Consider the following 22,796-nt stretch of genomic DNA (forward strand, 5'->3'; position numbering starts at 1 on the left):
GAATATAATTTATGAGTCATTTAAGATTAATCATTTCTGTTGCTTTTTACATATTTATTTCTTGTAAACAAAATGAAGAATCGTATAGTAAGTCTTATTTGATTAAAGATAGAGGTTTTTCTTTTTTTGATTCGTACATTTCAAAATATGATGTTCGATTAAAAAAGGTTATTAATGATGATTATAGTATTTTTATATATCAATCTGATTATATTGATACATTAAAAATTGAGAATCAGAAACTTTATTATAGAAATAAATTATTAAAAATAATCGATTCAAAAAATGTTAAATACAAAGATTCAATTATTCTTATTAATAAATGCTTTTTTGAAAACAAAGTTGGAAGGGGATATGAAATGAATCTTTTTATTAACAGAGATAAAGGATTACTTTTCACTGAGTCATTAGATTATGGATTAATGACAGAATATGACATTGAAAAATACCATGAAATTCATAAAAAAATAGCATTAAGACAATTAGGATTTAAAGATGGTAAATATGAATTACAATTTGCCAAAATGAATTATCCTGAGTTAAATAATAAGTAATAAATAATAAGATATAGTTTTTCTCAAAACAGCGTAAGCTTTTATTTACTTGTGTTGCAAGAGTTTTGTTAAACAAAAACATAAGAGAGAACTTAAATAATAATAAAACCTAACAACTGGATGATATAAATCTGGTCGTTAGGTTTTTTTAATTGTGGCCTCTCGTTAACTAATAATGATTGATATTCTGTTATTTGTCATTTATTTCAATAAATGACATCACTAATTTTAGTTAGATAAAAATCACTAAAATTAAGGATTGTTTAGAAAGGAAAAGAAAATTATATTCGTTTAAACATAAAAAAAATAAAAATATGGCAAATTTTGGAAAAGATTCTTTGAAGTACAACTATTCATGGACAACTACTGAAGGCGATAGTAAAAAAGTAATTGGTTATCCAGACAACGTATTGCTCAATAGAAATGAAGGATACGAAATGTTACATTTCATAAATAAATATATGACGTCTAGAAATCTAAATAACACATTATCTAATTTTAATATTATTGAAAATTCAATTAAGACATCTTTACCAACAAATTTAAGAAGTCATGCGCATATTAGACAATGGTTAGATAATAATCTTAATTAATTTGAATGCTTTTTATAGTATATCACTTTGTAATTTAATAAATAAAATATGGACAAACAGATTATTTTAAAAATAGAAGACAGTCTCGATTTGAGTAATATTGCTAGAAAAGCAGCCCAAAATAACGAATGGGATAACAATCAAACTTCTTATGCTATTGAATGGTATTTGAAGCACTTATATTTATGTGTGAAATATCCAAGTTTACCAATTGCAGCTATAAGTAAGTCGGCTGATGAAATGTGGCATCAGCATATTTTAGACACTAGGAAATATTCAACAGATTGCAATCAAATAGCTGGTAGATTTTTAAATCATACTCCTATTTATGGAAGACCGAGTGATTTTGAAATAGCCGCATACAGTAACACTTTAAATTTATATAAAATTGAATTTGGGATGGAACCAAGTGATAAAGGACAGACCTCGGGCGATTATTCATACAGAAATCCTGAGTCAGAAACATAAAAAACAGAATTCATTATCAACGAATTAGATAATGGATGAGCACACAAACAAGCATGTTTATCGTTTTCTTTTTAAAACTGTATATTTGAAAGAATAAAATTGAATTTGAAGAAAAATTAATGGATGAATTTATTATTGATGAAGAGTATGTTATAAAAAGAAATACCATTAATTTTGAATTATGGGATACATATAAACATGGGAAACTTTTGTCAAAAAGTGCTAAAAAATTATATCGGTTTTATCCACTAAACCTTTACAGTATAGATGGACTTTTTAGAAGTTATTTTTATCTTTCAAATCCAGGAGATTTCAATGACCCTTTTGATTGTAATGTAAATCTTATTGAAGATGTTGATGATTTGTCACATATGAAAACAGTAAAAAGAAACAACTTCAGTAATCTAGGAATTTGTTCCTTTTCAGAAACAATCAACAACCATTTGATGTGGGCACATTATACAAATAATTATTATGGTTTTGCACTTGAATTTGATGGGGACAAGATTGATATGAAACAACGGGAAGGTCATTTATTAAGACATACATTGACCAGGGTAATTTATCCACAAGAACCAATCAAAATAAAAAAAAATTATCCATTTGCTTCGCATTATGTATTGACAACAAAATTCAAACATTGGGAATATGAAAAAGAATGGAGAATTATAACAGAGTTGGGATATGAAGAAAGATGTTTGGAGTATTTCCCTGAATGTGTCAAAGCAATTTATATTGGTCACAAAATTGTAGATAATGATATAAATCTTTATAAATTATTGCTGGAGCTTCATAAAATGAAATTTCCTAATATTCCGCTGTATGTAGTCTATCCTCATCCAACAGATTTAAAATTAGAATTTGAGAAAGTATTGAATTAAAATATGGCTAAAGAACCGTTCGCAGCAAAACTAACTTCACTTTGGATTGGTGGATTTCTATTCTGGATTCTAAAAGGATTTAGCGGAAAATTAACTGACCAGATTGTACCAGAATATCAAAATAGAAATGTTTGGGTAGGATATTTAATTTCAATTATAGCTGTTTGTATAGCTGTATATTTTATTTTCTTTAAAGGATAGAAATTCGTTTCCAACGGTATTCGGGATACAGAGATGGGCGCAATATATCGTGTCCATCCTTTTCCTTTTGGTCAGAAAGCGTTAGAATTTGGATTTTTAAAATTTAAGTTATATATTAATTTTTCATCATAAAAATTTTATTATGACTTATAAATCAATTCAAGAACTTTACAAAGAAACTTTTAACAGAACTATCAAAACTTGTTGGATAGCTGATGTTAAAAGAGAATTAGGTCAAACAACTAGAAAATCATATAACAGGTTGGATGATAATACAGTAAAATACCCTTGTCCAAATGATGATGTGAGAAACTGGTTAATTCAATTACTCAGCTAATTAATTAGCTAAACTTAATACAATATCCAGTTAACTAAAGGCATTCGGGATACAGGGATGGGCGCAATAAGACGTGTCCATCCTTTGTTTTTCCACCAAATACCCAAACCAATCAATAAACAGGTATCAAAGTAGTATGAAATCAAATTTTAAAAACGTATTTTTGAGATTATACATTTAGAGTTATGAATGATGAATTTTTAAGAAAAATTGTGGCTTCGACTGCAGCATTCAATAAGATGAAAAGTATTACCGATTTAGCAGGGGTATTTACACCATTTTCAGGTGTTGATTTAGCTATTCAAAGAAGTTTATCAAACTTATCATATCAAGACCCTGTGATTGATGCTATTACTAAATCATCATTAGCTTTAAATGCTCAATATTTTGAGCCGACAAAATTTAATCCAGTAATGGCTGCATTTGGGTCTGTAACCCAAATGATGCATCAAATGCAATTTCAACAGCCAGTTTACAATCCAGTTAACTTATCAGTGGTTGATTTAATACGTGATTTTTCAAAATATAATGTAGAAGCTGTAAGCCCATTACTTGGTATTTCACAAATCACTTCAAAATTATTGAATGACATTAAATTTGATACTTTCAATTGGCGTGAAACTTATCCAGATTTATTTACAGAAGAACATCAGATTGAAGATTCAAGCGAATATTCTAAGTTCAATAAGAATTTAGATAAATTGATGGATTTATCCATTGTTGATGAAGATTCCACTTTAAGTGATGGAGTTGCTGTATCTGTTAATTTAGATACTTATGTTGATGATACATTTTCAGGACCATTATCCGAAGAAATTTTTGCAATTGCGAATCAAGCTATTGAAGAAGTAGCTCAAAAAAATATTGATTATGAAGCAATTTTTAATAAACTGTTATTGAAACTTGATAAAATCGTTCATAATCCATACACTGTTAATCTTGTTACTGGAATTGTATTAATTGTAATTAGTCATTATTATGAGGAATATAATGAAACAAACGAAACCAATATTAAAACTGAACACATTGCTCCGACTTATGAAATCATACTAACCGAACAATTAGTGAAAGTCAAGCAAACAGCACATGACAAATCTAAAACAATTGATATATTGCCAATTGGTGTAGAAGTTGAAGTTAATAAACGCTTTAAAAAGTGGGTTAAAATTATATATACTAAAAATTATGTTCCTCAAATTGGTTATTGTAGAAATGAAGAATTAAAAATATCTAAGTAATTTTTTATTTTAAGTTTTAACAATATTTATAGGGTTTTCAATTTAAAATTTTTGAATTTTGGATAAATAAATCCTTATAACAATATGACACATAAAGACAAATTAGAAGAGTTGTGCCAAGACTTTGCAAAAAAATTACAAGCCTATGTGAAAGGTGATGATTTAATTTCAAAAATTAATGGATTTGGGGATGTCTTAGAACTAGAACATTATCAAAAAGCTTATCAAGAATTCCAAAATGCATCAAATGATTACCACAATTTTGCTTTTTATATTATTAAAAACAAAATCGATTTAGATACAGAATTTCTGAATTAAAATTTAATTTCTGAATCTTAAAAATAGAAAACCTAACAACTGGATGATATAAATCTGGTCGTTAGGTTTTTTAAATTGTGGTTCCCAAAACTATAATGATTGATTTTTTTTGTTATTTCAATTCATTAATCGAATCTTATGATTCTGTTACTTTAACTCGAGGAAATAATATGAATATATTTGAACCATGCCTCTCCACATCATTAGTGCCCTCTTCCCTTTCGATTTGTTCAGTAAAGATAGCTTCTAGTTTTAATACAAACACCTTCAATTCCTCAATTAACTTATCTAAACAAACACTTAAATCTTCGAAATCATTCTTTTTACGTTCAACAGAACGTAACATGATATTCTCAATTTCTTTACCTGAAGATATACCAGGGGATAAATATGTATCAAAAGTATCATGATGTGTAAAAATACCTGCAGATAAAAGTATTAAATTGCATTCATCAGGGGATGATAAATTATGTCTCCACGAAAGTGAGCCATAAATAGGTAAGTTTTTTAACATAAAGACTTCTTCAACCCTTTCATCAAGATGTTGATTTGTATTCCTTATTTTCTTAGCTTTTTTGATTTCTATCAAATCTGAATTATCAATTTCTTTAAAGTGTCTAGTTATCAAGTTTAAAAAAACTGTCGAACTATTTATGATTGACCATGCGTCCAAAAAAAATTCAGAGTATATATATTTTTTGGTTTTTAAATTTTCTTCAATATTCAAGAGATTTAAATGAAGGCGCTCATAACTTATATTGCATATATCAACACTATAAGTAATAGCATTAAATGTAGATGCTTGTTTTGCATTTAATTTTTTTGGTGGTCTTCTTAAATAGGAGTCTTTGCTTATTATCATAGATTTATATAAGTTAAATTTTTCAGTTCTTATTCTTTTACAAATTTTTAAATTCTGAGTATTGAATGGATTATAAATCAAGAGCTAGCTTAATAAAATCTCCCGAATCTTTATCCATCATTACCATTCCTGCATCTTTAGGGTTTTCAAGTTTATATCTCCCTTTAGCAGTGCCATTGAGGGCATAATCATGACCATCAATTGTTACAATACACCAATGCTTATATCTACATTCAATAATAACTTCATTAGCAAAAAATGGCCAATCTCCTTCATATTCAGATTTTAAAATCTTTTTAAATTTTATATTTGGATTTAGTTTTCTTTCTAAATTGTTTTTTAGGGTTCTCTTATGCACTTTTTTTGGCGTCTCGTTGTACCTTGTTGTACTTTTCCGATAGTCTTTATTTCCAAAATCCTTTTCGTAAAGCATTCCAAATTCATGAAAAGAAGCCACTGATATTTGTTTTGCTTTTTCTCCAATGCAATTAAAAATGAATTGTCTTGATAATGCTGAAACAAATTGCTCAAAAATGATAATTATTATACTATTTAATTTATAATAAACTTCATGTTGAGTTTCTTGACTAAATAATTTTGACAATAATTTTTCATCATTTATTAAGTGCTTATTTTCAAAATTGTTCCATAATTCTTTAGTATTTAATGGGATTTTTTTGTTTTCTGTGACTAAATCAAAATTATAGTATCTTGACTTCTTGCCAAATTCTGATATTATAAAAAGTAACTCTTTTAATTCCGTATTATTCTTTAAAAACTCAACATCATTTTTGTATTGTGGTCGATTGAAGTCAAAATAATATTTATCGATGATTTCCCTCAACAACGATTCTAAATCATGTCCTAAATCTCTTATATATTCAAAAGTGGGGTATTTTTTATTTACATTTTGATAGGCAAGACAAATGTATGATTTCATAAATCTTTCAAACCCTTGCGAAAGGAGTTGGAAAGGTAAAAAATGAAAATTGTTATGTAAATTAATATTCTGGAGTTCACCAAAGCCAAGAGTTATTAACTTGTAAGAAGTTTCAACTTCTTCTAATAAGGCGAAATGTTTAATTATTTCTTTTTGGTCCATATTTTCTGAGTTTCCATAAAATTAACTGATATATGTTAAGATATAAGTAAAGCTTAATAAAAGTAATAATAATCTTTTGGGATATGTTGTCAATAAATCAAAAATCAGTAATAATACGTATTGTGTGAAATGTTGGATTTTATTTTTTTGTTACGGTTTTCCGTAATGAAATAATTGATTTATTGATGTTATTTGTTATTAAGAATCAAGGGGCATCACCTAATTTAGTTAGATGAAATATCCCTAAAATTAGGGATTGTTTGGTGTTTATTTATTTGTATATATTCCCAAAAATTTTAAAAATTAATAAATGAAATTTGACAACGAGATTGAAGTTTTTATAAATGACTTCGTTAAAGACTTAAATGAAGGTACTGCATCTATATTTGCTGGTGCAGGACTTTCGATTACCGCTGGCTTTGTAAACTGGAGTGAATTAATGACAGAAATAGCACAAGACTTAGGCTTGGATATAAACGCTGAAAAGGATTTGGTTTCAATTGCTCAATTTCATGTTAATGAAAACCAAAATCGTACTAAACTCAATAGAAAAATTTTAGAAGAGTTTACAGAACATGCAACTGAAACCGAAAATCATAAAATAATTGCTAAACTTCCAATTTCTTCAATATGGACAACAAATTATGACCAATTAATTGAAAAATCTTTTACCAACCAGAATAAAATCGTTGATATAAAGTATACAAATAGCCAATTACTTACAACGAAACCAAAAAGAGATATTGTAATTTATAAGATGCATGGTGATGTAAATCATCCAAACTCAGCAATATTAACTAAACAACAATACGAACAGTATCACCAAACTCACGAACCATTTATTAATGCTTTAACAGGTGAATTAACAACAAAAACATTTTTATTTATTGGGTTCAGTTTTACCGACCCAAACTTAGATTATGTATTGAGCAGACTCAATTTTAGATTTAGAGAAGAACAAAGACAGCATTATTGTTTTGTTAAAAAGCCTGTTTTAGGAGATTATCTGAATCCAGACCAAGCGACTTTCGATTATAATGTTAAAAAGCAATCTTTAGTTATTAATGATTTAAAAAGATATGGTATTAAATCGCTTAAAATTGACAATTATACCGATATAACCAGTATACTTTCGGAAATAGAAATGCGATACAAAAAGCGCACTATTTTTATTTCTGGAAGTGCTGAAACATATTCTCCATTTGATAAAAACGATGCTATAAGTTTTGTGCATTTGCTATCTAAAAGAATTATCGAGAACAATTATAGAATTGTTAATGGTTTTGGTTGGGGAATAGGAAGTTCAGTCATTAATGGTGCACTTGAAGCAATTTATTCTAATCCATTAAGATATTCTGAAAATCAATTAGTGTTAAAGCCTTTTCCTCAATTTGCCACTAGTGACAAAAGTTTACCAGAGCTTTGGAATGAATATCGTCAAAAAATGATTTCACAATGTGGAATCTCAATTTTTATTTTTGGAAATAAATTAGTTAATGATGAAATAGTTGATGCTGACGGAATAATGAAAGAATTTATTATTTCTAAAGAAAATGGAAATATTTGTATTCCTATCGGGATTACAGATTTTATGGCATTAAAAATTTACGAAATAATTATTGAAGACCCTTCAAAATATTTTGAAACACCTGATATTATTGTTCCTTTTTTAAAAAAATTAGCTGATAAAGCTACAAGTTTACCAGATGCAATAAAAACATTACTCGATTTATTAAACAAAATAAAAAATTAAATTATGGCAAGAAAAGTATTTACAAGTTTTCATTACGAACCTGATAATTGGAGAGCATCACAGGTTAGAAATATGGGTAAATTAGAAGGTAGTAGTGTTGTAACCACAAATAAATGGGAAGAAGTTACTAAAGGCGGGGATAAAGAAATAAAAAACTGGATTAATGATAATATGAGTGGAAAATCTTGTGTTGTTGTTTTTGTTGGTGAAAATACTGCCAATAGGAAATGGATTGACTATGAAATTAAAAAAGCTTGGGAAGAAGGGAGGGGCCTTTTTGGAATTTATATACACAACCTAAAAAATAGTAATGGTGAACAAGCAAATAAAGGTAGTAATCCCTTTGAGCACTTTACTCTTGATGGGAAAAAATTATCTTCTATTGTTAAATGTTATAATCCCCCATATTCAATTAGTACCAATGTTTACAATCATATAAAAGAAAACATAGAAGATTGGATTGAAGATGCTATAACCATTAGGAATTCATATTAATTTTTTTTGAAATGAGTATTTTAAGCAAATCAGAACTTATTGGATTTAGAAATTCAACTAGGACTTTTTCCAAGGGAATAAATGAAAGTTTGTCTGAATTTATAAATGAATCAAAAGTTAATAAAGTCACTGTTTTTTTGTCGCACAAACACGATGAACGCTCTGAATTGGATGCGGCAATTAGCTTCTTGAAGAGAAATGGCGTGAGTGTATACGTTGATTGGTTAGATGAAGGAATGCCAAAATATACCTCGGGTAAAACAGCTGAAAGAATTAAAAATAAAATAAAGGAAAATAAAAAATTTATTTTTTTAGCAACAGAAGGAGCTATCAATTCAAAATGGTGCAATTGGGAGCTTGGTTTTGGTGATGCACATAAATATATCGACAATATTGCAGTTTTTCCTGTTAGAGAAAATGGAACTACTTTCACAGGAAGTGAATATTTGCAAATTTATCCAAGAATTGAATATGTTGCTCCAAATTCTGTTTCAAGACAAATAGGCGGTTATTTTACAAGTGGATATTATGTTATCACTCCAGCTGATTCAAAAGGCATAAGTAGATATCACAAATTGGAAGATTGGTTGAATAGATAGAAGATAAAACCTACTCCAGCATTGGAATAGGTTTTATGTTTTATTTGTGTTAACGAATTCTTCAAAACTAATTAATCTCTTGGATTCTCATAATAATCACTCATTTGAGTTTCATAATCAACGGTGGCTTTTTTCTTGTTTTTAATTAATGAAATATGAGCCCATTTACTTCTTGGTGTTTGATTCTTAAAGTGGATATTGAAGTTTTCAAAAATTTCTTTTTTCAGCCATTGTTTAAATTCTTTTACTGATTTTTCACTGTTAGGTTTAATCAAATGCCTAATTGAATCGAATGTTTCATTATAGACTCTTATTAACTCTGTATCAATTAATTTTTTTACATTTTTTATTGAAGCAGTAGTTTCAATTTCTGAAACTAATTTACTGCTTAAATCGTCATTACTTAAATAAACATTTGCTGTTTTTTGTAAATATTCAGCTAATTCATAAGAAACCACAGGTTCTTGTATAGTAGGTTGCTCAATAGTTTCAGGAATTACTTTAATTGCTGGTTGATTGTTTGCTTTCGTTTCTTGTGTTTCAATTTTTGGAGCTTCCTTACCAAGATTTCCATATTCAGAAATTGTATAAAAGTAAATTGTTTTATTTGAATCCGCTTTTTTATTTTTTGGAATTGAAACATCGTTTTCAAGTCCCGTTTTTCTTAAATATCCAAACTCTTCAAGATTTGATATTGCGTTAAGATACGCTGATTGTCCTATCCCTAGGCGTTTCTTGTAAAGTTCTTGTGATAGCGTGAATTCGTCCGAATCTGATAAAATTGAAATCAGTAATAATCTTGCTGTTGTTGATAGCCTTGTATCATTTAATACTGATAAGTTGATAGTTGTAAATTTTCCGCTTTCATTTTTTTTGCGGATTACTTTTTTGTTTTTCATTCATAATAAAATTATTCTAGTGTTATTTTTTACGAGTTGCTGCCCGTACTAGAAGCTGGGCGGTACGCCTACCGTATGTCCCAGCACCGAGGATTTTTAAAACTTAACTGTTCAATAATAAATATCTTTTTTCAACTAAAAATTCATCATTTATTAATTTTACTTCAGAAATTGAATTATGTAAATATTAAATCCGATAAAAGATGTTGCAGTTGAATTGGTTCCGAAATTGTATTTTAGCAAACCTACTACGAAATACCTTTGCTGTCAAGTTATTTTTTTAAATAATTCATTGAAAATGAAGCAATTAAATTATTCGCCTATTCCGAGTTGAAATGTTTTATTTACACTAAAATTTATTTTTCAGACCATGTTAGAGTCTATTTCGGACTATATACTATAAGAGTAATATAAAACACTCCGTGAGGTGAGTGTGTTTTAATTTATATTTTGATTTGTGAGTATCTCCACTTATGTTCCGATACATCACATCTAAATAAATCAATGAGAATTTAAAAAAGAACAACATCAACACGAAGGAAAGTGGCGAAGCCAATCCATATTCAACTTGAAGAAATACACAACTCAACTACCCGAAGGGGTATTATGTTAATTTTTAAAATTTAAACAATCTCAACTGCCGAAGGCGAAGTCTCAATTGCCCTACGGGAAGTTACCCAGCCCATCAACCCCCTGCGGAACAAGACTTAGCCCATTTGCCAATGTACGAGTGAAAATGAACCTGTTTAAGACCATTCAAATGAAACTGACTAAGTTGTTGTGGAAATGAAAAAAATAGGTGTGATTGAGGTTAAACTTCTTTGAAGTCATCGAAGAATTCTGCTAGAGAAACATTCATTGCTTTGAGAATCTTTATAAGGGTATTCAACTGAATATTAGCACCCGCTTCATATTTTCCATATTGCGCTCTGCTTATATTCTTTTCGTATGCAAAAGTCTCAGAGTTTGCATATCCTGCTTCTTTTCTGAAATGCTTTAATCTATCTCCTATTTTTTTTAGATAAATCGACTCGCTAGTTTCAACCCTTTTCTCTGCCATTTTAAAACTCTTTTTATAGAGTAAATGAATAGAATGTCTTCAGGTTTGACAACTCCAAATAACACCACTCTTTATATGGAGATTTTTATATATTTGCTAGACAAAATTATTTTATTTATGAAAAATTATTTTTGGAGAACATCCACATTAATATTCTTATCTCTTCTTTTTGTGAACTGTAAAAACAATAACAATGAAAGCACTTCAACAGCCACAGAAACACTCCCAAACCCTAAAGAAAAAACTTTTGAAGAAGTTCCAGACGCTCCAGATTTAGGTGCGCCAGCTGCTGGGGGTGATGATGCGTCAGATAGTAATTTTGTTTTTGAAAATTTTGTAGGTGAAGTAATCTATAAAACAAATTATGTGGAAGAAAGATGTGGGGATGATTATTATGCTCTCAACGAAAATGATATAAATCCGATGAGATTTATTGTTTCAAAAAACGAAATGATAGTTAAGGGTCCATTGGTTGATTTAATGGTAAATGGTGAAGGTATTCCTGAAATGATTATTACCATAAATTCTTTGACAAAACATACTCGTGAAGAAGGGAAAGATGCCAGTTTATATGATGCCACATGTTCATTCAAAGTATTGGGTGGCAGTTATGCGAATACTAGAGCAATTCTTAAAATTTGGTCGGTTAATGATGAAATTGTATCCATGAGAATTTTTACCGATAGAAAAAAAAATTGCAGGTATAGTTTTATGACTAGCAAAACAAATGAATCCGAAGTTTCAAAAAGCCCAGTTTCAACCAACGTGAATGTTTCAACCAACGTGAATGTTTCAACCAACGTAAATGTTACGACCAAACCAAATCAAGAAAATAGAAAAGCTGAATTTCAAGGTGGCAAAGAAGCTTTTTATTCATACATAATGAAAAATTTAGATATTCCACAGAGTTTGAAAAATAGTAATGCTGTTTTTGAAGTTGAATTTAAAATTGATAAAGACGGTAATATCAAAGCAACGGGAATCAATTCATCATTACCAACCACGGGCAGAGATGAAAATGCAATGCTCAGAGATGGAAAAATATTATCTCATAATATCTACGAATTGTTTTCTAAGTTGCCGAAATGGAAGCCATCTTTTAATAACGGGAATTATATTGACTCCGAAGATTCCGTAAAAATTTATTTAAAGTAATTAAAGTACCTAAAACGTGGTTTTATTGTTCCTTTTTGTACCCCATTAGTTCCGTCATTAGCCAGTAAATACTAAAGGGTCAAACACCAAAAAATACCCCCTAGGTGCTAAAAACCCCTCTTCCCCCGTGTAAACATTGTGAAAAATCGGGAAATGTGTTTTTAACATTTTACCGCCCCGATAGGCGAATAATCGACTTACCTATTATTAGGTATTCAAATTGCCGTTTAAATTTTCTAGGAAAAAGTCAGAAATCGATTTTCGCTTTTTTAGTTGATATTTATAATTAAAGAAAATATGAAAATAATCCTTACACTTTCACAGCTAAAAAAATTACTGGAAACGGAAGACCCGAAATATCCAATTACATTTGAAGTGGCGAATTTTACGGATGAAGAACTTATAGAGTTTTCACAATTGTTTCAACCAAAAAATTATGATTGATTATTTGAATAAGGTTTTGTTAAACACTTTACTAGATAGTACACTTGTTGTAAGAGTTGTGAACAAAGTGTTTATAATTAAACATTAAATTTAATGAAACAAATTTTGTTATATAACAAAATTCTAATAAGTTTGTACCGTGCACTAGAGTAATTAAAAAGGGTGGTACTTATAAAGCACCACCTTTTAATTCTAAATGTTAAACAATACCATCACAAAAATTGTAACATCAATCAAGATGTTTAAGTGAAGGTTTAATACTAATTTGTTTTTCTTTTTCTTTTTACTCACCGTAATTAGTTTTAGAAATTAATAAATAGGTTAATCTTAAGTTTTAAGTGCTGTAACACTTAAAACTATTTAGTTCTACTAGGTAGAAACAAAAAACATTAACCGATAATCATATCGATTATTACACATCATTAAAAGACTATTTATCTTTGCGGGTTAGTAGTCTTTTTTGTTTTGTCACTGAACAACCAGAAAATTTGCATTTCTGATTTTTGACTGTCAAATTTAGTTTCATTTCTTGGGTTTTTAAATTCCCTTATAACTAAACCAACAATACATTACAAATTACTGAATTTGATACTGAAAATGAAAGACATTGTTATTCACAATTGCCTTGAGTTTTTAACAAATAAATTTTTTTATGTTTTTCAAAATCAAGACTTAATTGCTTGACTATTAGCTTTTTAAAATCACATATTTCTGTAAAGCCGCTAAAACAAAGGGTTTGTAATATTTTTCTATTTGTAAAGCAAAAATTGTTCTTAATTCTTACTTCTGACAATTTAGCCAAAATATTAAATTTAATTCTGTCAGCTAGTCCTTAATGGCGTATTTACTGCCATTCTGTAATATTTTGATTTCTGCCAGTACTGCCAAATTGAAATTAATACAATAAAAAACAGGTTGAAACAAGTTGAAATCAAAGCCAGCACCCATAAATTTTACCCCTAAAAAAAGCCAATCCCAAAACCGCCTGTTCCATCGAATAAATCAATCATTGGCAGGGTGAACTTCCATCAATTAATTCAAATGATTTTTTAGGGTCTTCCAAAGATAAAATGCTTTATTGAATTACACAAAAGGATAAAATTTCTTGTATATAAAGTTGGAGCGAATTAATCAACGTGTATAAAAATAAAGTGGTATCATTTAGTACACTTCAATGTCAACAAACAGGTTAAAAATTATTTTAAGAATGTACTAAAAATAAACTATACTTTATTTGTGTACGTTAAAACATATTTATATCTTTGACTTGTTCAATTAAAGGAAACAATTCAATTATGAAAGCACGATATGTGAGGGTCTCAACCCAAAGCCAGAATCCAGCTAGACAATTAGCTAAACAACACCCAGATGAAAAGTTATTCATTGATGTTTGCAGCGGTGCAATAGCATTTAATCATAGACCAGAAGGTATTGAATTATTGAATGCTGTTTATAATGGTGAAATAAATTATATAAGTGTTTCAAGTGTTGATAGACTTGGTAGAAACGCAGAACATATATTAACAGTCATTAATTATCTTAACGCAAAGAAAGTAGTTCTAAAGATTGATAATTTAGGTATTGAAAGCTTTCTACCAAATGGTAAAGAAAATCAAGTATTTAAACTTATAACTACTGTAATGTCAAATATTTCTGAAATGGAACGTGAAGCTATACGTGAAAGACAACAAGAAGGTATTGCAATAGCCAAAGCACAAGGTAAATTTAGCGGTAAGAGAAACAAACCAAGTGCAAGTGATGACGAAGTATTATCAAAGTATAAAGATGTTGTAAAAGAGCTTAAATTAGGTCATAACAGTTTACGTAAAGTTGCTACACTAGGTGGTGTTTCGTTGGGTACAGTTCAGAAAGTTAAAGCTATATTAGACAAACAAAAACAATTATGAAAACTGAAGACGGTAAACAATTAAGACCTTGTATAGTTTCTTGGGCAAAAGTTGCTTTAAAGATTAATGAGAACGCAAACAATTCAAATAAATGTACACCCGAATATTGGGAAAAGGTTATTGATATAATCCTAGCACAAAAAAAATTTAAAGACAAAAAAATTAACCGACAAATAGCTATTGATAGTTATCATTTGGTAAATAATAAAAAAGGGTAACTTAATGTTACCCTTATGTTTTAATCATTTTCTTTATTCACACCCTCAGTTTTAAATAGGCTATATCCAAAACCTATACCTAACCAAGCCTTATCCCGATACACCCAATACTTGTTAGGTTCTCCATATAAGAAATCAATTCCCGAAAACAAACCAAATTGAAATCTTTCAATTTCAAAAACAACACCAAGATGTGGTGAAAATGAAGCAGCTGATGTATTTGAATTTATTTTACCTTTCGTAGTTAAACTATCAACTTGTACTGATGCAACGGTGAAACCAGTCAAAAAGTTAACAGCTTTCTTTTTTTCTTCACCAAAGGAATATTTGCCACCAACAGACAACCCTAAACTAACATTACCCTCAAATCTAAAATAACGTGGGTTATCACCTTCACCTTTATTACCAAATCTAAGCTTTACTGGTATAGTAGGAATACCAACCGTAAAACTCCAATTATCAAGATTAAGTTGGGTGATTTTATCAAATTCAGTAATTGGTATTAAAAAATATATGTCCTTTGCTGGAATTGCTGCTGTTACAATATTATTATTAGCATCCTTTACAGCTGGTACTTCTTTTGATGTCACAAATATATCATTAAGTTCTTCCCTTGATTTAAAATTTGGGACACTTACAACATAACCATTTGTTGATATTGCATCAACTATAATAACAAAAGTTCTTTCTAAAGGATATGATGCCGTCTTTGCATTTGCACCAACTGCGTCACATTCTTGGGCAGCAAAATTTTGAGTTAGAATAAATGATTTCCCAAGGTATTTTGCTTCTTGTCCAAAGATGGACGATACAAATAATAATACACAAATAATAATTAATTGTTTCATAGTGATTGATTTAGTTATAGTTAGCTATTTTATTTTCAATAAATTTAATTTATAAATAAATTTCCTACAATAGCTAAATCTGGTGATATTTGAGTAGTTAATTTTAGTTAGATAAAAAATGGTAACATACGGGTTGTCCTGTATTATTTTAATAATTAAGTTTATATTTAAACAAATTTGATAAAATGGATAGATTTAAGAAAGCTGTAAAATTTCTACAAGATAATTTTAATTTAATAATATTAATTCCAACTGTTTTAGGTGGATTTTGGCAATTGATTGAACTATTAAGAATTGACACTTCGTTTGTTAGATTCTTTTCAATAACACAAGTAATATCTGATGGTTTAATTTTAATGTTTCTTTTAATTTGTTCTTATTTAATTTATATATACATCTTTAAAATTCACGATATAAAATCAAGTGATAATGAAGTAAAAATACCATATGACTATTTATTATTTAAATATATTATATTGTTTATATTTATAATAATGTTAAGTATTTGGTTTTGGACTATTGAGTCCAAAAAAATAACTACTTCAAGTTTCTTCTTTGTATTCAGTTTCTTTGTTTTATGTATAAAAGTATTTAGAGATATTGTTTTACAACATTTTGGTAAAGATGGTTATCGATATTTGAATGCTACTGCTTTTATACTAGTTTTTTTATGTATTCATTATAATGATTTGTTTTTTAAAAATTTCCATAAAATGTATTTTTTACCATTTAATCTTAAAAACACAAAATACATTGAATGCTATATTGGAAAAAATAAAAATGAATTTGAATTATTGTATTTCAATGATAAATATATTTTCGTTCAGATAAAGAAAACAAAAGAAATTGAAATTATTAATTTTGATGAAATGTTTAAAAAAGATAATTGTAAATAAATGAAAAGGGTAACGTAATGTTACCCTTTATTAATTATTCAAATACATCGTATTCAATCCATTCACCATTTTTATACACTTCAGCTTTAATCCATCTTTCAATTCCAATTGGATATAATGAGCCAAACCATTCAGATTGTTTCCCACCCATTTCAATACCAGCTTTCACCATTGATTCAGCATAGGTTAAATCCATTTTTGCTAAGTGTTTAATTTTATTCCAAGGAATTAAACCAATTGGTTCAACTTGAATTCTAGCACAACCATATTTTTCAAGTTGTTCATCGAAAGTTAATTTATGATAATTACCCAATTCATCTGATTCATACTTAGTAGCAGTATTTTCCCATTGTGGGTTTGATGAAACCCAAGCACAAGCTTTTTCATTTTTACCACCAACACTTGCAACAGCAAGTTTTATTTTTTCACTTTCAATTATTTCTTCAAGTTTAAATTCTGTTGTGTAATGGTAATACTTCTTCATTGTTTCAAATTTAGATTATATTTTATTTTTAAATTAATATTTTGATGTTGATTTTGACACAATATTATAGGAAAAAAAATTAATAAATGCCTTACCAAATTAAACAATATGGTTAGCTTGTTTGAATTAAATAATTCGATAACTAACCAATTGAAAATAAGGACATCTCAGAATTTTGATGTTGAGGTTAAAGAGTATATTTTAACATAACTTTAACACTATTTTTAAATATCAATCAATTGCTATTTTGGCATAATTTAATGATTCACTGATTCTGTTATCATTATCATTTGAATCGATTTCTCTTAGCACCATCGGTATCATTTGTGTTGTTACCAGTTCATAATACATTGCATAATCTGAACTTGGTGTTTGTGCTTTAAAATAATAACCTTTGATATTTCTTGTAACTCGTTTATCCAGTATGATATAGGCAAGTTCAAATTTGATAGGCATAGTATCAGAAAAGTAATCAGTATACTCTTTTCTGATGCTGAAATCTTTTATTACCACTTGCAGCACGGTGTATTGTATGTTGTGTTGAAATATATTAATTTCTTGCACAATTGAATTGATATAATTTTTCAGTAACTCTTTTGATGATTCAATTGCTGAAAGGTTATCATTTATAACTGATTCAACATTATCTTGTTTATCATAAATTAATAATTTCTTTGATTCAATCAATGATTTTTCTTGTTGTATTTTATTTAATTCTGATTCAAGTTTTTCAATTGTTTTACCAGTTTTTTCAATCAGTGGAATAATGCTTTGACTGGATAACCTACCAACTGAATTAAGTATAGCTACATTTTCACTAATTGATGTTTGAATTTCAGTTTCTCTATTGATAAGATTTATCAAATGGTTATCTAATTCAAGTAAATATTCATCTGGATTGATTTCATTTATCTTTTTTGATAACGCTGGTAAATCAGCTTTAATCAATGACCAAATAGCACTATCAATTAAATTCATTGATATAGATTTACCAACACTAGCACAAGTTACTGTATCACCACGGCTTGTACATCTATAACTATTTTTATTCCCAGTTGTTGAAAGTCTATAATTACCCTGCATTTTTCGACCACAAGAAGGGCAATTTAATAGTTTGCTTAATATGGTAATGTGTTTAGTTTCTTTGTCACCTTGCGTTATATTTGATTTAAGTTTTTCTTGAACTTTATTAAATAATTCACTTTCAATTATAACTGGATATTTTATCTTGTTGGCTGAAGTTAGATATTCAGATTCATTTGAAACAATTCCAAACTTTGGATTTTTTCGTTTGTTGTTGGTTGTTTTGCTGCCAGTATAACCTTGTTCTTTTAGCAGCTTGTTTACGTTACGTTTACTATGTGTATATGGGTGAAAACCTTGCTTAACGCATTCAATACTAATAGCTTTTATTGATGGATTCTTTTTGTTATTTAAGCCGTTTAAATACCAGTTGTATATGGTTCTGACAATTGCAGCTTGTTCATCATTTACAATAAGTGTATTTTTATTATTTTCAAGTTTTAATCTATCATAACCAAATAAAAGTTTACCAGAAATTGATACACCCATTTGCATCAATTCTTTTCGTTTACGTACGAAACGTTCTAACTTTTGTTTAACTTCGCTTTCGGCAAACATCCCAAATAATGTAAAAGCCATTTCAGCATTATTTGTTATTTTTCCATATTCATCAAGAAGTTTAAAATCTATATCTTTAATGAAGATTTGAATTCGCTTATTTATACAATGTTCTTTTATGGTATGTAGAATACTTTGTCTTCTTGCAATTCTTGATATTTCAGTTGTTAGAATTGTATTGTACTCTGGATTGGCATCAATGAATTTAAACATTTCATTTGTTCCAACTTTTTGTGATAGGTCAGCAAATGCCGTTTCTTTTGTTTCAATGACGTGAAATTCAGTATATCCCAACGATTTACCGTATTGTTTTAAATCGTAGATTTGAGCTTGATAATCTTGTTCAAGTGTTGATACCCTAACCAGTAATATAGCGTGTTGCATTTCCATTTAACAAAGATAAAAAGAAACGGTGGTATTTGTGCGCTATAATATCATTTTAGTAGGGCCACCGGGAGCGGGAAAAACGATGTTAGCCAAACGAATGCCCAGTATTTTACCACCGATGACACTTAAAGAAGCGTTGGAAACGACCAAAATTCACAGTGTGGCTGGTAAAGTAAAAGATTCTGGACTCATGAACCAACGTCCCTTTCGTGCACCACATCATTCGGCATCAGCAGTTTCGTTAGTGGGAGGAGGTAGTTATCCGCAACCAGGCGAAATTTCATTAGCACATAATGGCGTTTTGTTTTTAGATGAATTGCCCGAATTTAAGAGAGAAGTGTTGGAAGTCATGCGTCAACCCTTAGAAGATAGAGAAGTGACGATTGCTAGAGCAAAATTCACGATTACTTACCCATCTTCCTTTATGTTGGTGGCGAGTATGAATCCGAGTCCGAGTGGCTATTTTAACGATCAAAATTCTTCTAGTAGTTCTTCTCCCAATGAGATGCAACGCTATTTGAGTAAAATCTCGGGTCCGTTATTAGACAGGATAGATATACATATCGAAGTGACTCCTGTCCCTTTTGAAAAATTATCGGAAACCAGAAATGGAGAAAGTAGTGTAGCAATTAGAAAAAGAGTAACGGCAGCTAGAGAAATTCAGTCAATGCGATTTGAAAAATTTGACAGTATTCATTACAATGCACAAATGACGACCAAACAAATTCGAGAGTATTGCAAACTAGATGAAACGTCTTTACAATTATTGAAAACCGCAATGGAGCGATTAAATCTTTCTGCTCGTGCTTATGACAGAATTCTAAAAGTATCGAGAACTATTGCCGATTTAGAAGCTTCGGATCAGATTTGCTCTACTCATATTGCCGAGGCGATTCAGTATAGAAGTCTCGATAGAGAAGGCTGGTTAGGATAAGAATTTTGTGTTTTTCTTGATGAAATAATCATAAACAACCGATTGTATTGCAAAATAGTTCGCTTTTTGAACCGTATTTCTTTTTCTGTAGAATTTCAGAAAGTTGGTATAAAAGTAAAAATGCGATTTTAAAATGGCCCAAAAATGTTTTGGTTTGCCTTCCAATAAAAATTTGATGCCAGCAATGCCATCTAAAACCATTCGGATTACTAAAACAGGAAGCAACTGATTTGTTGGAAGATTTTTAAGCAGCATCCATAACGAATTTCTAAAATTCAAAAAGGTTTTCATTGGACTACCTGTTTTGAGTGTGGCTCCACCTACATGATAGACACTCGATTGACCACAATATTTTGCTGTATAACCTTTGTTGAAAGCTCGCCAACACAAATCGATTTCTTCTTGATGGGCAAAAAAATCAGCATCAAAACCGTTTAATTCTCTAAAAGTTTCTTTGCGAATAAACAAACAAGCTCCAGTGGCCCAAAAAATTTCAACGGTATCGTTATATTGATTTTCATCTGCTTCCAACGTTTCAAAAATACGTCCACGGCAATATGGAAATCCATATTTATCGATAAATCCGCCACCAGCACCGGCATATTCAAACTTAGATTTGTTTTTAAAATCTAAAATTTTGGGTTGAACAATTGCCGTTTTAGGTTCGTTTTCGAATAAAGAAAGTATGGGTTGTAACCAATTTTCAGTCACTTCAATGTCGGAATTCACCAAAGCGTAAATTTCTTCTTCTACTGCTACTAAAGCTTCATTATAGCCTTTTGCAAAGCCATAATTCCCTTTATTTTCAATGATTTTAATCGAAGGATAATTTGTTTTTACAAACGCCACAGATGCATCACTGGAGGCATTGTCAGCCACATAAATAGTAGCCTCTGGTGAAAATTTCATCACCGAAGGTAAAAATTGTTCCAGCAATTTTACTCCGTTCCAGTTAAGTATGACTACCGCTATTTTTTTCATAGGTCTTTGCGCGTTTGCGAAGCAATCTGATTCTAATCGTTCGTATAATATTCCGGAAGCTCTTTTAAGAAATTATATTTCTCATTTTCGAAATCCATTTGGCAAAAATAGTGATTTAGTCCGTTGGTAACCATTAAATACTTGGCATCTAAAACCATATTGTAACGAGCAATTTGATCAAAAGTATTCTGAGAAATGGGTACTTCTGGTGCTTTGCATTCGATTAATAAAAATAACTTTCCATCAGGTTGAAAAACCACAATATCATATCGTTTACTTAAACCATTAATTTTGATTAACTTTTCAACATTAATATACGATTTGGAATATTTTTTTTCTTCCATTAAAAAGCGAACTACGTTTTGGCGTACCCATTCTTCAGGTGTGAGAATCACGAATTTTTTCCTGATTTCATCAAAAATAGATACTTTATTTTCGCTATTTTTGAACCGAAAGGAATACGATGGAAAATTAAGTTGTTGCATAAGGCAAAGCTATCATCAAATTACCAAATAACCAAATCAACGAATTTTGGACGAAGTTTTAAGAATCATAAAAGACATTCAAGCTGGAAATATAAAACCAATCTACTTTTTGATGGGTGAGGAGACTTATTACATTGATAAGTTATCGGAATATATCGAGCAAAATATATTGCAAGAACACGAACGCGATTTTAATCAAACGGTTTTATACGGCCGCGATGTGACTATTGAAGATGTGGTAGGCAATGCCAAACGATATCCTATGATGGCCGATCGACAAGTGGTCATTGTGAAAGAAGCTCAGGATTTATCAAGAACAATTGATAAATTAGAATCTTATGCTGAAAATCCTCAAGATACCACAGTTTTAGTGATTTGTTACAAATATAAAACACTAGATAAACGAAAAAAAGTAACCAAGATTCTTGAAAAACAAGGAGTTGTTTTTGAAAGCAAAAAATTATATGAAAATCAGGTTGGCGATTGGTTAAAACGTGTTTTGGCAGGAAAGAAACTCAATATTGAACCCAAAGCAGCAGCCATGTTTGTCGATTTTTTGGGGACAGATTTAAGTCGGATTGCTAATGAAATTGATAAGTTGGCAATTATTTTAAAACCTGGCGAAACCATCACGCCGGCAGTTATTGAAGAAAATATCGGATTTAGTAAAGATTTCAATCCGTTTGAATTTAGAAAAGCTATTGGAGAACGTAATCAGTTGAAAGCCTATCAAATAGCCGATTATTTTGCACAAAATCCGAAGGATAATCCAATTGTATTGACGGTTGGGTTGGTATTTAGTTTTTTTTCTCAGTTGCTTCAATATCATGGATTAAAAGATAAAAATCCAAAAAATGTTGCAACTGCATTACGAATAAATCCGTATTTTGTTAAGGATTATGAATTGGCTGCTCGCAATTATCCAATGAAAAAAGTGAGTAGTATCGTAGCAACCATGCGCGATATAGATGTAAAGAGCAAAGGAGTGGGCGCGTCTAACTTGCCAGTTTCCGATTTACTGAAAGAAATGTTAGTCAAAATTTTTAATTGATTCCA

At 29.5% G+C, this 22,796-nt stretch carries 25 protein-coding genes and 1 pseudogene; 17 read left to right on the top strand and 9 right to left on the bottom strand.

Annotation, left to right across the window (positions count from 1 at the left end; all coding sequences use genetic code 11):
* The first annotated feature begins 11 nt into the window (after positions 1-11).
* The 7 genes from EQG63_RS11165 (at position 12) to EQG63_RS11200 (ending at position 4,590) form a co-directional block, all read left to right on the top strand.
* Positions 12-554, top strand: coding sequence for a hypothetical protein (locus EQG63_RS11165; protein ID WP_129436459.1), 543 nt, complete (start codon positions 12-14; stop codon positions 552-554).
* Positions 555-868: 314 nt separating this feature from the next.
* On the top strand, positions 869-1,147 hold the full coding sequence (locus EQG63_RS11170) for a hypothetical protein (protein WP_129436460.1): 279 nt from the start codon (positions 869-871) through the stop codon (positions 1,145-1,147).
* A 48-nt stretch (positions 1,148-1,195) separates the two neighbouring features.
* The gene (locus tag EQG63_RS11175; protein ID WP_129436461.1) at positions 1,196-1,615 is read left to right on the top strand and encodes a glycine-rich domain-containing protein; all 420 of its coding nucleotides are present in this window, start codon (positions 1,196-1,198) and stop codon (positions 1,613-1,615) included.
* A gap of 119 nt (positions 1,616-1,734) precedes the next feature.
* Positions 1,735-2,496 (top strand): DUF2971 domain-containing protein, encoded by a 762-nt coding sequence (locus EQG63_RS11180; RefSeq protein ID WP_129436462.1) that lies wholly within the window; start codon positions 1,735-1,737, stop codon positions 2,494-2,496.
* Between the two features lie 3 nt (positions 2,497-2,499).
* Positions 2,500-2,697, top strand: a complete 198-nt coding sequence (locus tag EQG63_RS11185) for a hypothetical protein (protein WP_129436463.1) — start codon at positions 2,500-2,502, stop codon at positions 2,695-2,697.
* A gap of 522 nt (positions 2,698-3,219) precedes the next feature.
* Positions 3,220-4,272, top strand: coding sequence for a hypothetical protein (locus EQG63_RS11195; protein ID WP_129436464.1), 1,053 nt, complete (start codon positions 3,220-3,222; stop codon positions 4,270-4,272).
* Between the two features lie 84 nt (positions 4,273-4,356).
* On the top strand, positions 4,357-4,590 hold the full coding sequence (locus EQG63_RS11200) for a hypothetical protein (protein ID WP_129436465.1): 234 nt from the start codon (positions 4,357-4,359) through the stop codon (positions 4,588-4,590).
* Between the two features lie 136 nt (positions 4,591-4,726).
* Here the strand turns inward: EQG63_RS11200 and EQG63_RS11205 are convergent, their stop codons facing one another.
* Positions 4,727-5,452 (bottom strand): hypothetical protein, encoded by a 726-nt coding sequence (locus EQG63_RS11205; protein WP_129436466.1) that lies wholly within the window; start codon positions 5,450-5,452, stop codon positions 4,727-4,729.
* A 70-nt stretch (positions 5,453-5,522) separates the two neighbouring features.
* Positions 5,523-6,554 carry a hypothetical protein gene (locus tag EQG63_RS11210; protein ID WP_129436467.1) on the bottom strand — a complete coding sequence of 344 codons (1,032 nt, stop codon included), beginning with the start codon at positions 6,552-6,554 and terminating at the stop codon, positions 5,523-5,525.
* A 310-nt stretch (positions 6,555-6,864) separates the two neighbouring features.
* Between EQG63_RS11210 and EQG63_RS11215 the strand changes: the two genes are divergently transcribed.
* From EQG63_RS11215 to EQG63_RS11225, 3 genes are read left to right on the top strand one after another with little or no spacing between them, the layout of a single operon-like run.
* On the top strand, positions 6,865-8,307 hold the full coding sequence (locus EQG63_RS11215; RefSeq protein ID WP_129436468.1) for an SIR2 family protein: 1,443 nt from the start codon (positions 6,865-6,867) through the stop codon (positions 8,305-8,307).
* Between the two features lie 3 nt (positions 8,308-8,310).
* The gene (locus EQG63_RS11220; protein ID WP_129436469.1) at positions 8,311-8,802 is read left to right on the top strand and encodes a TIR domain-containing protein; all 492 of its coding nucleotides are present in this window, start codon (positions 8,311-8,313) and stop codon (positions 8,800-8,802) included.
* 11 nt (positions 8,803-8,813) lie between these two features.
* Positions 8,814-9,401: a TIR domain-containing protein gene (locus EQG63_RS11225; protein WP_129436470.1), complete on the top strand. Its 588-nt coding sequence runs from the start codon at positions 8,814-8,816 to the stop codon at positions 9,399-9,401.
* A gap of 71 nt (positions 9,402-9,472) precedes the next feature.
* On the opposite strand, the gene EQG63_RS11230 is transcribed toward EQG63_RS11225, so the two are convergent.
* Entirely contained in the window at positions 9,473-10,300 is an 828-nt protein-coding gene (locus EQG63_RS11230) for a helix-turn-helix domain-containing protein (RefSeq protein ID WP_129436471.1), read from the bottom strand.
* 811 nt (positions 10,301-11,111) lie between these two features.
* Entirely contained in the window at positions 11,112-11,360 is a 249-nt protein-coding gene (locus EQG63_RS11235) for a helix-turn-helix domain-containing protein (RefSeq protein WP_129436472.1), read from the bottom strand.
* A 117-nt stretch (positions 11,361-11,477) separates the two neighbouring features.
* Here EQG63_RS11235 and EQG63_RS11240 point away from each other — a divergent pair, with 117 nt between their 5' ends.
* The 4 genes from EQG63_RS11240 to EQG63_RS11250 all read left to right on the top strand — a co-directional run bounded on the left by EQG63_RS11240 (position 11,478) and on the right by EQG63_RS11250 (position 15,084).
* Positions 11,478-12,515 (top strand): hypothetical protein, encoded by a 1,038-nt coding sequence (locus EQG63_RS11240; RefSeq protein WP_129436473.1) that lies wholly within the window; start codon positions 11,478-11,480, stop codon positions 12,513-12,515.
* Between the two features lie 297 nt (positions 12,516-12,812).
* Positions 12,813-12,959, top strand: coding sequence for a hypothetical protein (locus EQG63_RS12255; protein ID WP_164974505.1), 147 nt, complete (start codon positions 12,813-12,815; stop codon positions 12,957-12,959).
* 1,295 nt (positions 12,960-14,254) lie between these two features.
* Positions 14,255-14,866 carry a recombinase family protein gene (locus tag EQG63_RS11245; protein WP_129436474.1) on the top strand — a complete coding sequence of 204 codons (612 nt, stop codon included), beginning with the start codon at positions 14,255-14,257 and terminating at the stop codon, positions 14,864-14,866.
* Positions 14,863-15,084 (top strand): hypothetical protein, encoded by a 222-nt coding sequence (locus tag EQG63_RS11250; protein ID WP_129436475.1) that lies wholly within the window; start codon positions 14,863-14,865, stop codon positions 15,082-15,084. The genes EQG63_RS11245 and EQG63_RS11250 overlap by 4 nt, the downstream gene beginning before the upstream one ends.
* A 20-nt stretch (positions 15,085-15,104) precedes the next feature.
* Here EQG63_RS11250 and EQG63_RS11255 read toward each other — a convergent pair whose 3' ends face one another.
* Entirely contained in the window at positions 15,105-15,932 is an 828-nt protein-coding gene (locus EQG63_RS11255) for a hypothetical protein (protein WP_129436476.1), read from the bottom strand.
* A gap of 185 nt (positions 15,933-16,117) precedes the next feature.
* On the opposite strand from EQG63_RS11255, the gene EQG63_RS11260 reads away from it, so the two are divergent.
* Complete coding sequence (locus EQG63_RS11260) at positions 16,118-16,828, top strand: hypothetical protein (protein ID WP_129436477.1); 711 nt, start codon at positions 16,118-16,120, stop codon at positions 16,826-16,828.
* A gap of 34 nt (positions 16,829-16,862) precedes the next feature.
* Here EQG63_RS11260 and EQG63_RS11265 read toward each other — a convergent pair whose 3' ends face one another.
* Together EQG63_RS11265 and EQG63_RS11270 are read right to left on the bottom strand one after the other, a co-directional pair.
* Positions 16,863-17,312: a hypothetical protein gene (locus EQG63_RS11265; RefSeq protein ID WP_129436478.1), complete on the bottom strand. Its 450-nt coding sequence runs from the start codon at positions 17,310-17,312 to the stop codon at positions 16,863-16,865.
* A gap of 231 nt (positions 17,313-17,543) precedes the next feature.
* Entirely contained in the window at positions 17,544-19,343 is a 1,800-nt protein-coding gene (locus EQG63_RS11270) for a recombinase family protein (protein WP_129436479.1), read from the bottom strand.
* A gap of 37 nt (positions 19,344-19,380) precedes the next feature.
* Here EQG63_RS11270 and EQG63_RS11275 point away from each other — a divergent pair.
* Positions 19,381-20,274: pseudogene (locus EQG63_RS11275) on the top strand (YifB family Mg chelatase-like AAA ATPase); the annotation flags it as partial.
* Here the strand turns inward: EQG63_RS11275 and EQG63_RS11280 are convergent.
* Positions 20,266-21,255 (bottom strand): glycosyltransferase family 2 protein, encoded by a 990-nt coding sequence (locus tag EQG63_RS11280; RefSeq protein ID WP_129436480.1) that lies wholly within the window; start codon positions 21,253-21,255, stop codon positions 20,266-20,268. The pseudogene EQG63_RS11275 and the gene EQG63_RS11280 sit on opposite strands and share 9 nt — an antisense overlap.
* A gap of 32 nt (positions 21,256-21,287) precedes the next feature.
* Positions 21,288-21,740, bottom strand: a complete 453-nt coding sequence (locus EQG63_RS11285) for a type I restriction enzyme HsdR N-terminal domain-containing protein (RefSeq protein WP_129436481.1) — start codon at positions 21,738-21,740, stop codon at positions 21,288-21,290.
* Positions 21,741-21,786: 46 nt separating this feature from the next.
* Here EQG63_RS11285 and holA point away from each other — a divergent pair, with 46 nt between their 5' ends.
* Positions 21,787-22,791 carry a DNA polymerase III subunit delta gene (gene holA / locus EQG63_RS11290; RefSeq protein ID WP_129436482.1) on the top strand — a complete coding sequence of 335 codons (1,005 nt, stop codon included), beginning with the start codon at positions 21,787-21,789 and terminating at the stop codon, positions 22,789-22,791.
* Positions 22,792-22,796 lie beyond the last annotated feature (5 nt).

It is taken from the genome of Flavobacterium amnicola, from assembly GCF_004122165.1.
Lineage (GTDB): Bacteria > Bacteroidota > Bacteroidia > Flavobacteriales > Flavobacteriaceae > Flavobacterium > Flavobacterium amnicola.

Bases quoted from the DNA above. Each gene is read 5' to 3' on its own strand.
- EQG63_RS11165 (WP_129436459.1), top strand. From the start codon at position 12: ATGAGTCATTTAAGATTAATCATTTCTGTTGCTTTTTACATATTTATT.
- EQG63_RS11170 (WP_129436460.1), top strand. From the start codon at position 869: ATGGCAAATTTTGGAAAAGATTCTTTGAAGTACAACTATTCATGGACA.
- EQG63_RS11175 (WP_129436461.1), top strand. From the start codon at position 1,196: ATGGACAAACAGATTATTTTAAAAATAGAAGACAGTCTCGATTTGAGT.
- EQG63_RS11180 (WP_129436462.1), top strand. From the start codon at position 1,735: ATGGATGAATTTATTATTGATGAAGAGTATGTTATAAAAAGAAATACC.
- EQG63_RS11185 (WP_129436463.1), top strand. From the start codon at position 2,500: ATGGCTAAAGAACCGTTCGCAGCAAAACTAACTTCACTTTGGATTGGT.
- EQG63_RS11195 (WP_129436464.1), top strand. From the start codon at position 3,220: ATGAATGATGAATTTTTAAGAAAAATTGTGGCTTCGACTGCAGCATTC.
- EQG63_RS11200 (WP_129436465.1), top strand. From the start codon at position 4,357: ATGACACATAAAGACAAATTAGAAGAGTTGTGCCAAGACTTTGCAAAA.
- EQG63_RS11205 (WP_129436466.1), bottom strand. From the start codon at position 5,452: ATGATAATAAGCAAAGACTCCTATTTAAGAAGACCACCAAAAAAATTA.
- EQG63_RS11210 (WP_129436467.1), bottom strand. From the start codon at position 6,554: ATGGACCAAAAAGAAATAATTAAACATTTCGCCTTATTAGAAGAAGTT.
- EQG63_RS11215 (WP_129436468.1), top strand. From the start codon at position 6,865: ATGAAATTTGACAACGAGATTGAAGTTTTTATAAATGACTTCGTTAAA.
- EQG63_RS11220 (WP_129436469.1), top strand. From the start codon at position 8,311: ATGGCAAGAAAAGTATTTACAAGTTTTCATTACGAACCTGATAATTGG.
- EQG63_RS11225 (WP_129436470.1), top strand. From the start codon at position 8,814: ATGAGTATTTTAAGCAAATCAGAACTTATTGGATTTAGAAATTCAACT.
- EQG63_RS11230 (WP_129436471.1), bottom strand. From the start codon at position 10,300: ATGAAAAACAAAAAAGTAATCCGCAAAAAAAATGAAAGCGGAAAATTT.
- EQG63_RS11235 (WP_129436472.1), bottom strand. From the start codon at position 11,360: ATGGCAGAGAAAAGGGTTGAAACTAGCGAGTCGATTTATCTAAAAAAA.
- EQG63_RS11240 (WP_129436473.1), top strand. From the start codon at position 11,478: ATGAAAAATTATTTTTGGAGAACATCCACATTAATATTCTTATCTCTT.
- EQG63_RS12255 (WP_164974505.1), top strand. From the start codon at position 12,813: ATGAAAATAATCCTTACACTTTCACAGCTAAAAAAATTACTGGAAACG.
- EQG63_RS11245 (WP_129436474.1), top strand. From the start codon at position 14,255: ATGAAAGCACGATATGTGAGGGTCTCAACCCAAAGCCAGAATCCAGCT.
- EQG63_RS11250 (WP_129436475.1), top strand. From the start codon at position 14,863: ATGAAAACTGAAGACGGTAAACAATTAAGACCTTGTATAGTTTCTTGG.
- EQG63_RS11255 (WP_129436476.1), bottom strand. From the start codon at position 15,932: ATGAAACAATTAATTATTATTTGTGTATTATTATTTGTATCGTCCATC.
- EQG63_RS11260 (WP_129436477.1), top strand. From the start codon at position 16,118: ATGGATAGATTTAAGAAAGCTGTAAAATTTCTACAAGATAATTTTAAT.
- EQG63_RS11265 (WP_129436478.1), bottom strand. From the start codon at position 17,312: ATGAAGAAGTATTACCATTACACAACAGAATTTAAACTTGAAGAAATA.
- EQG63_RS11270 (WP_129436479.1), bottom strand. From the start codon at position 19,343: ATGGAAATGCAACACGCTATATTACTGGTTAGGGTATCAACACTTGAA.
- EQG63_RS11280 (WP_129436480.1), bottom strand. From the start codon at position 21,255: ATGAAAAAAATAGCGGTAGTCATACTTAACTGGAACGGAGTAAAATTG.
- EQG63_RS11285 (WP_129436481.1), bottom strand. From the start codon at position 21,740: ATGCAACAACTTAATTTTCCATCGTATTCCTTTCGGTTCAAAAATAGC.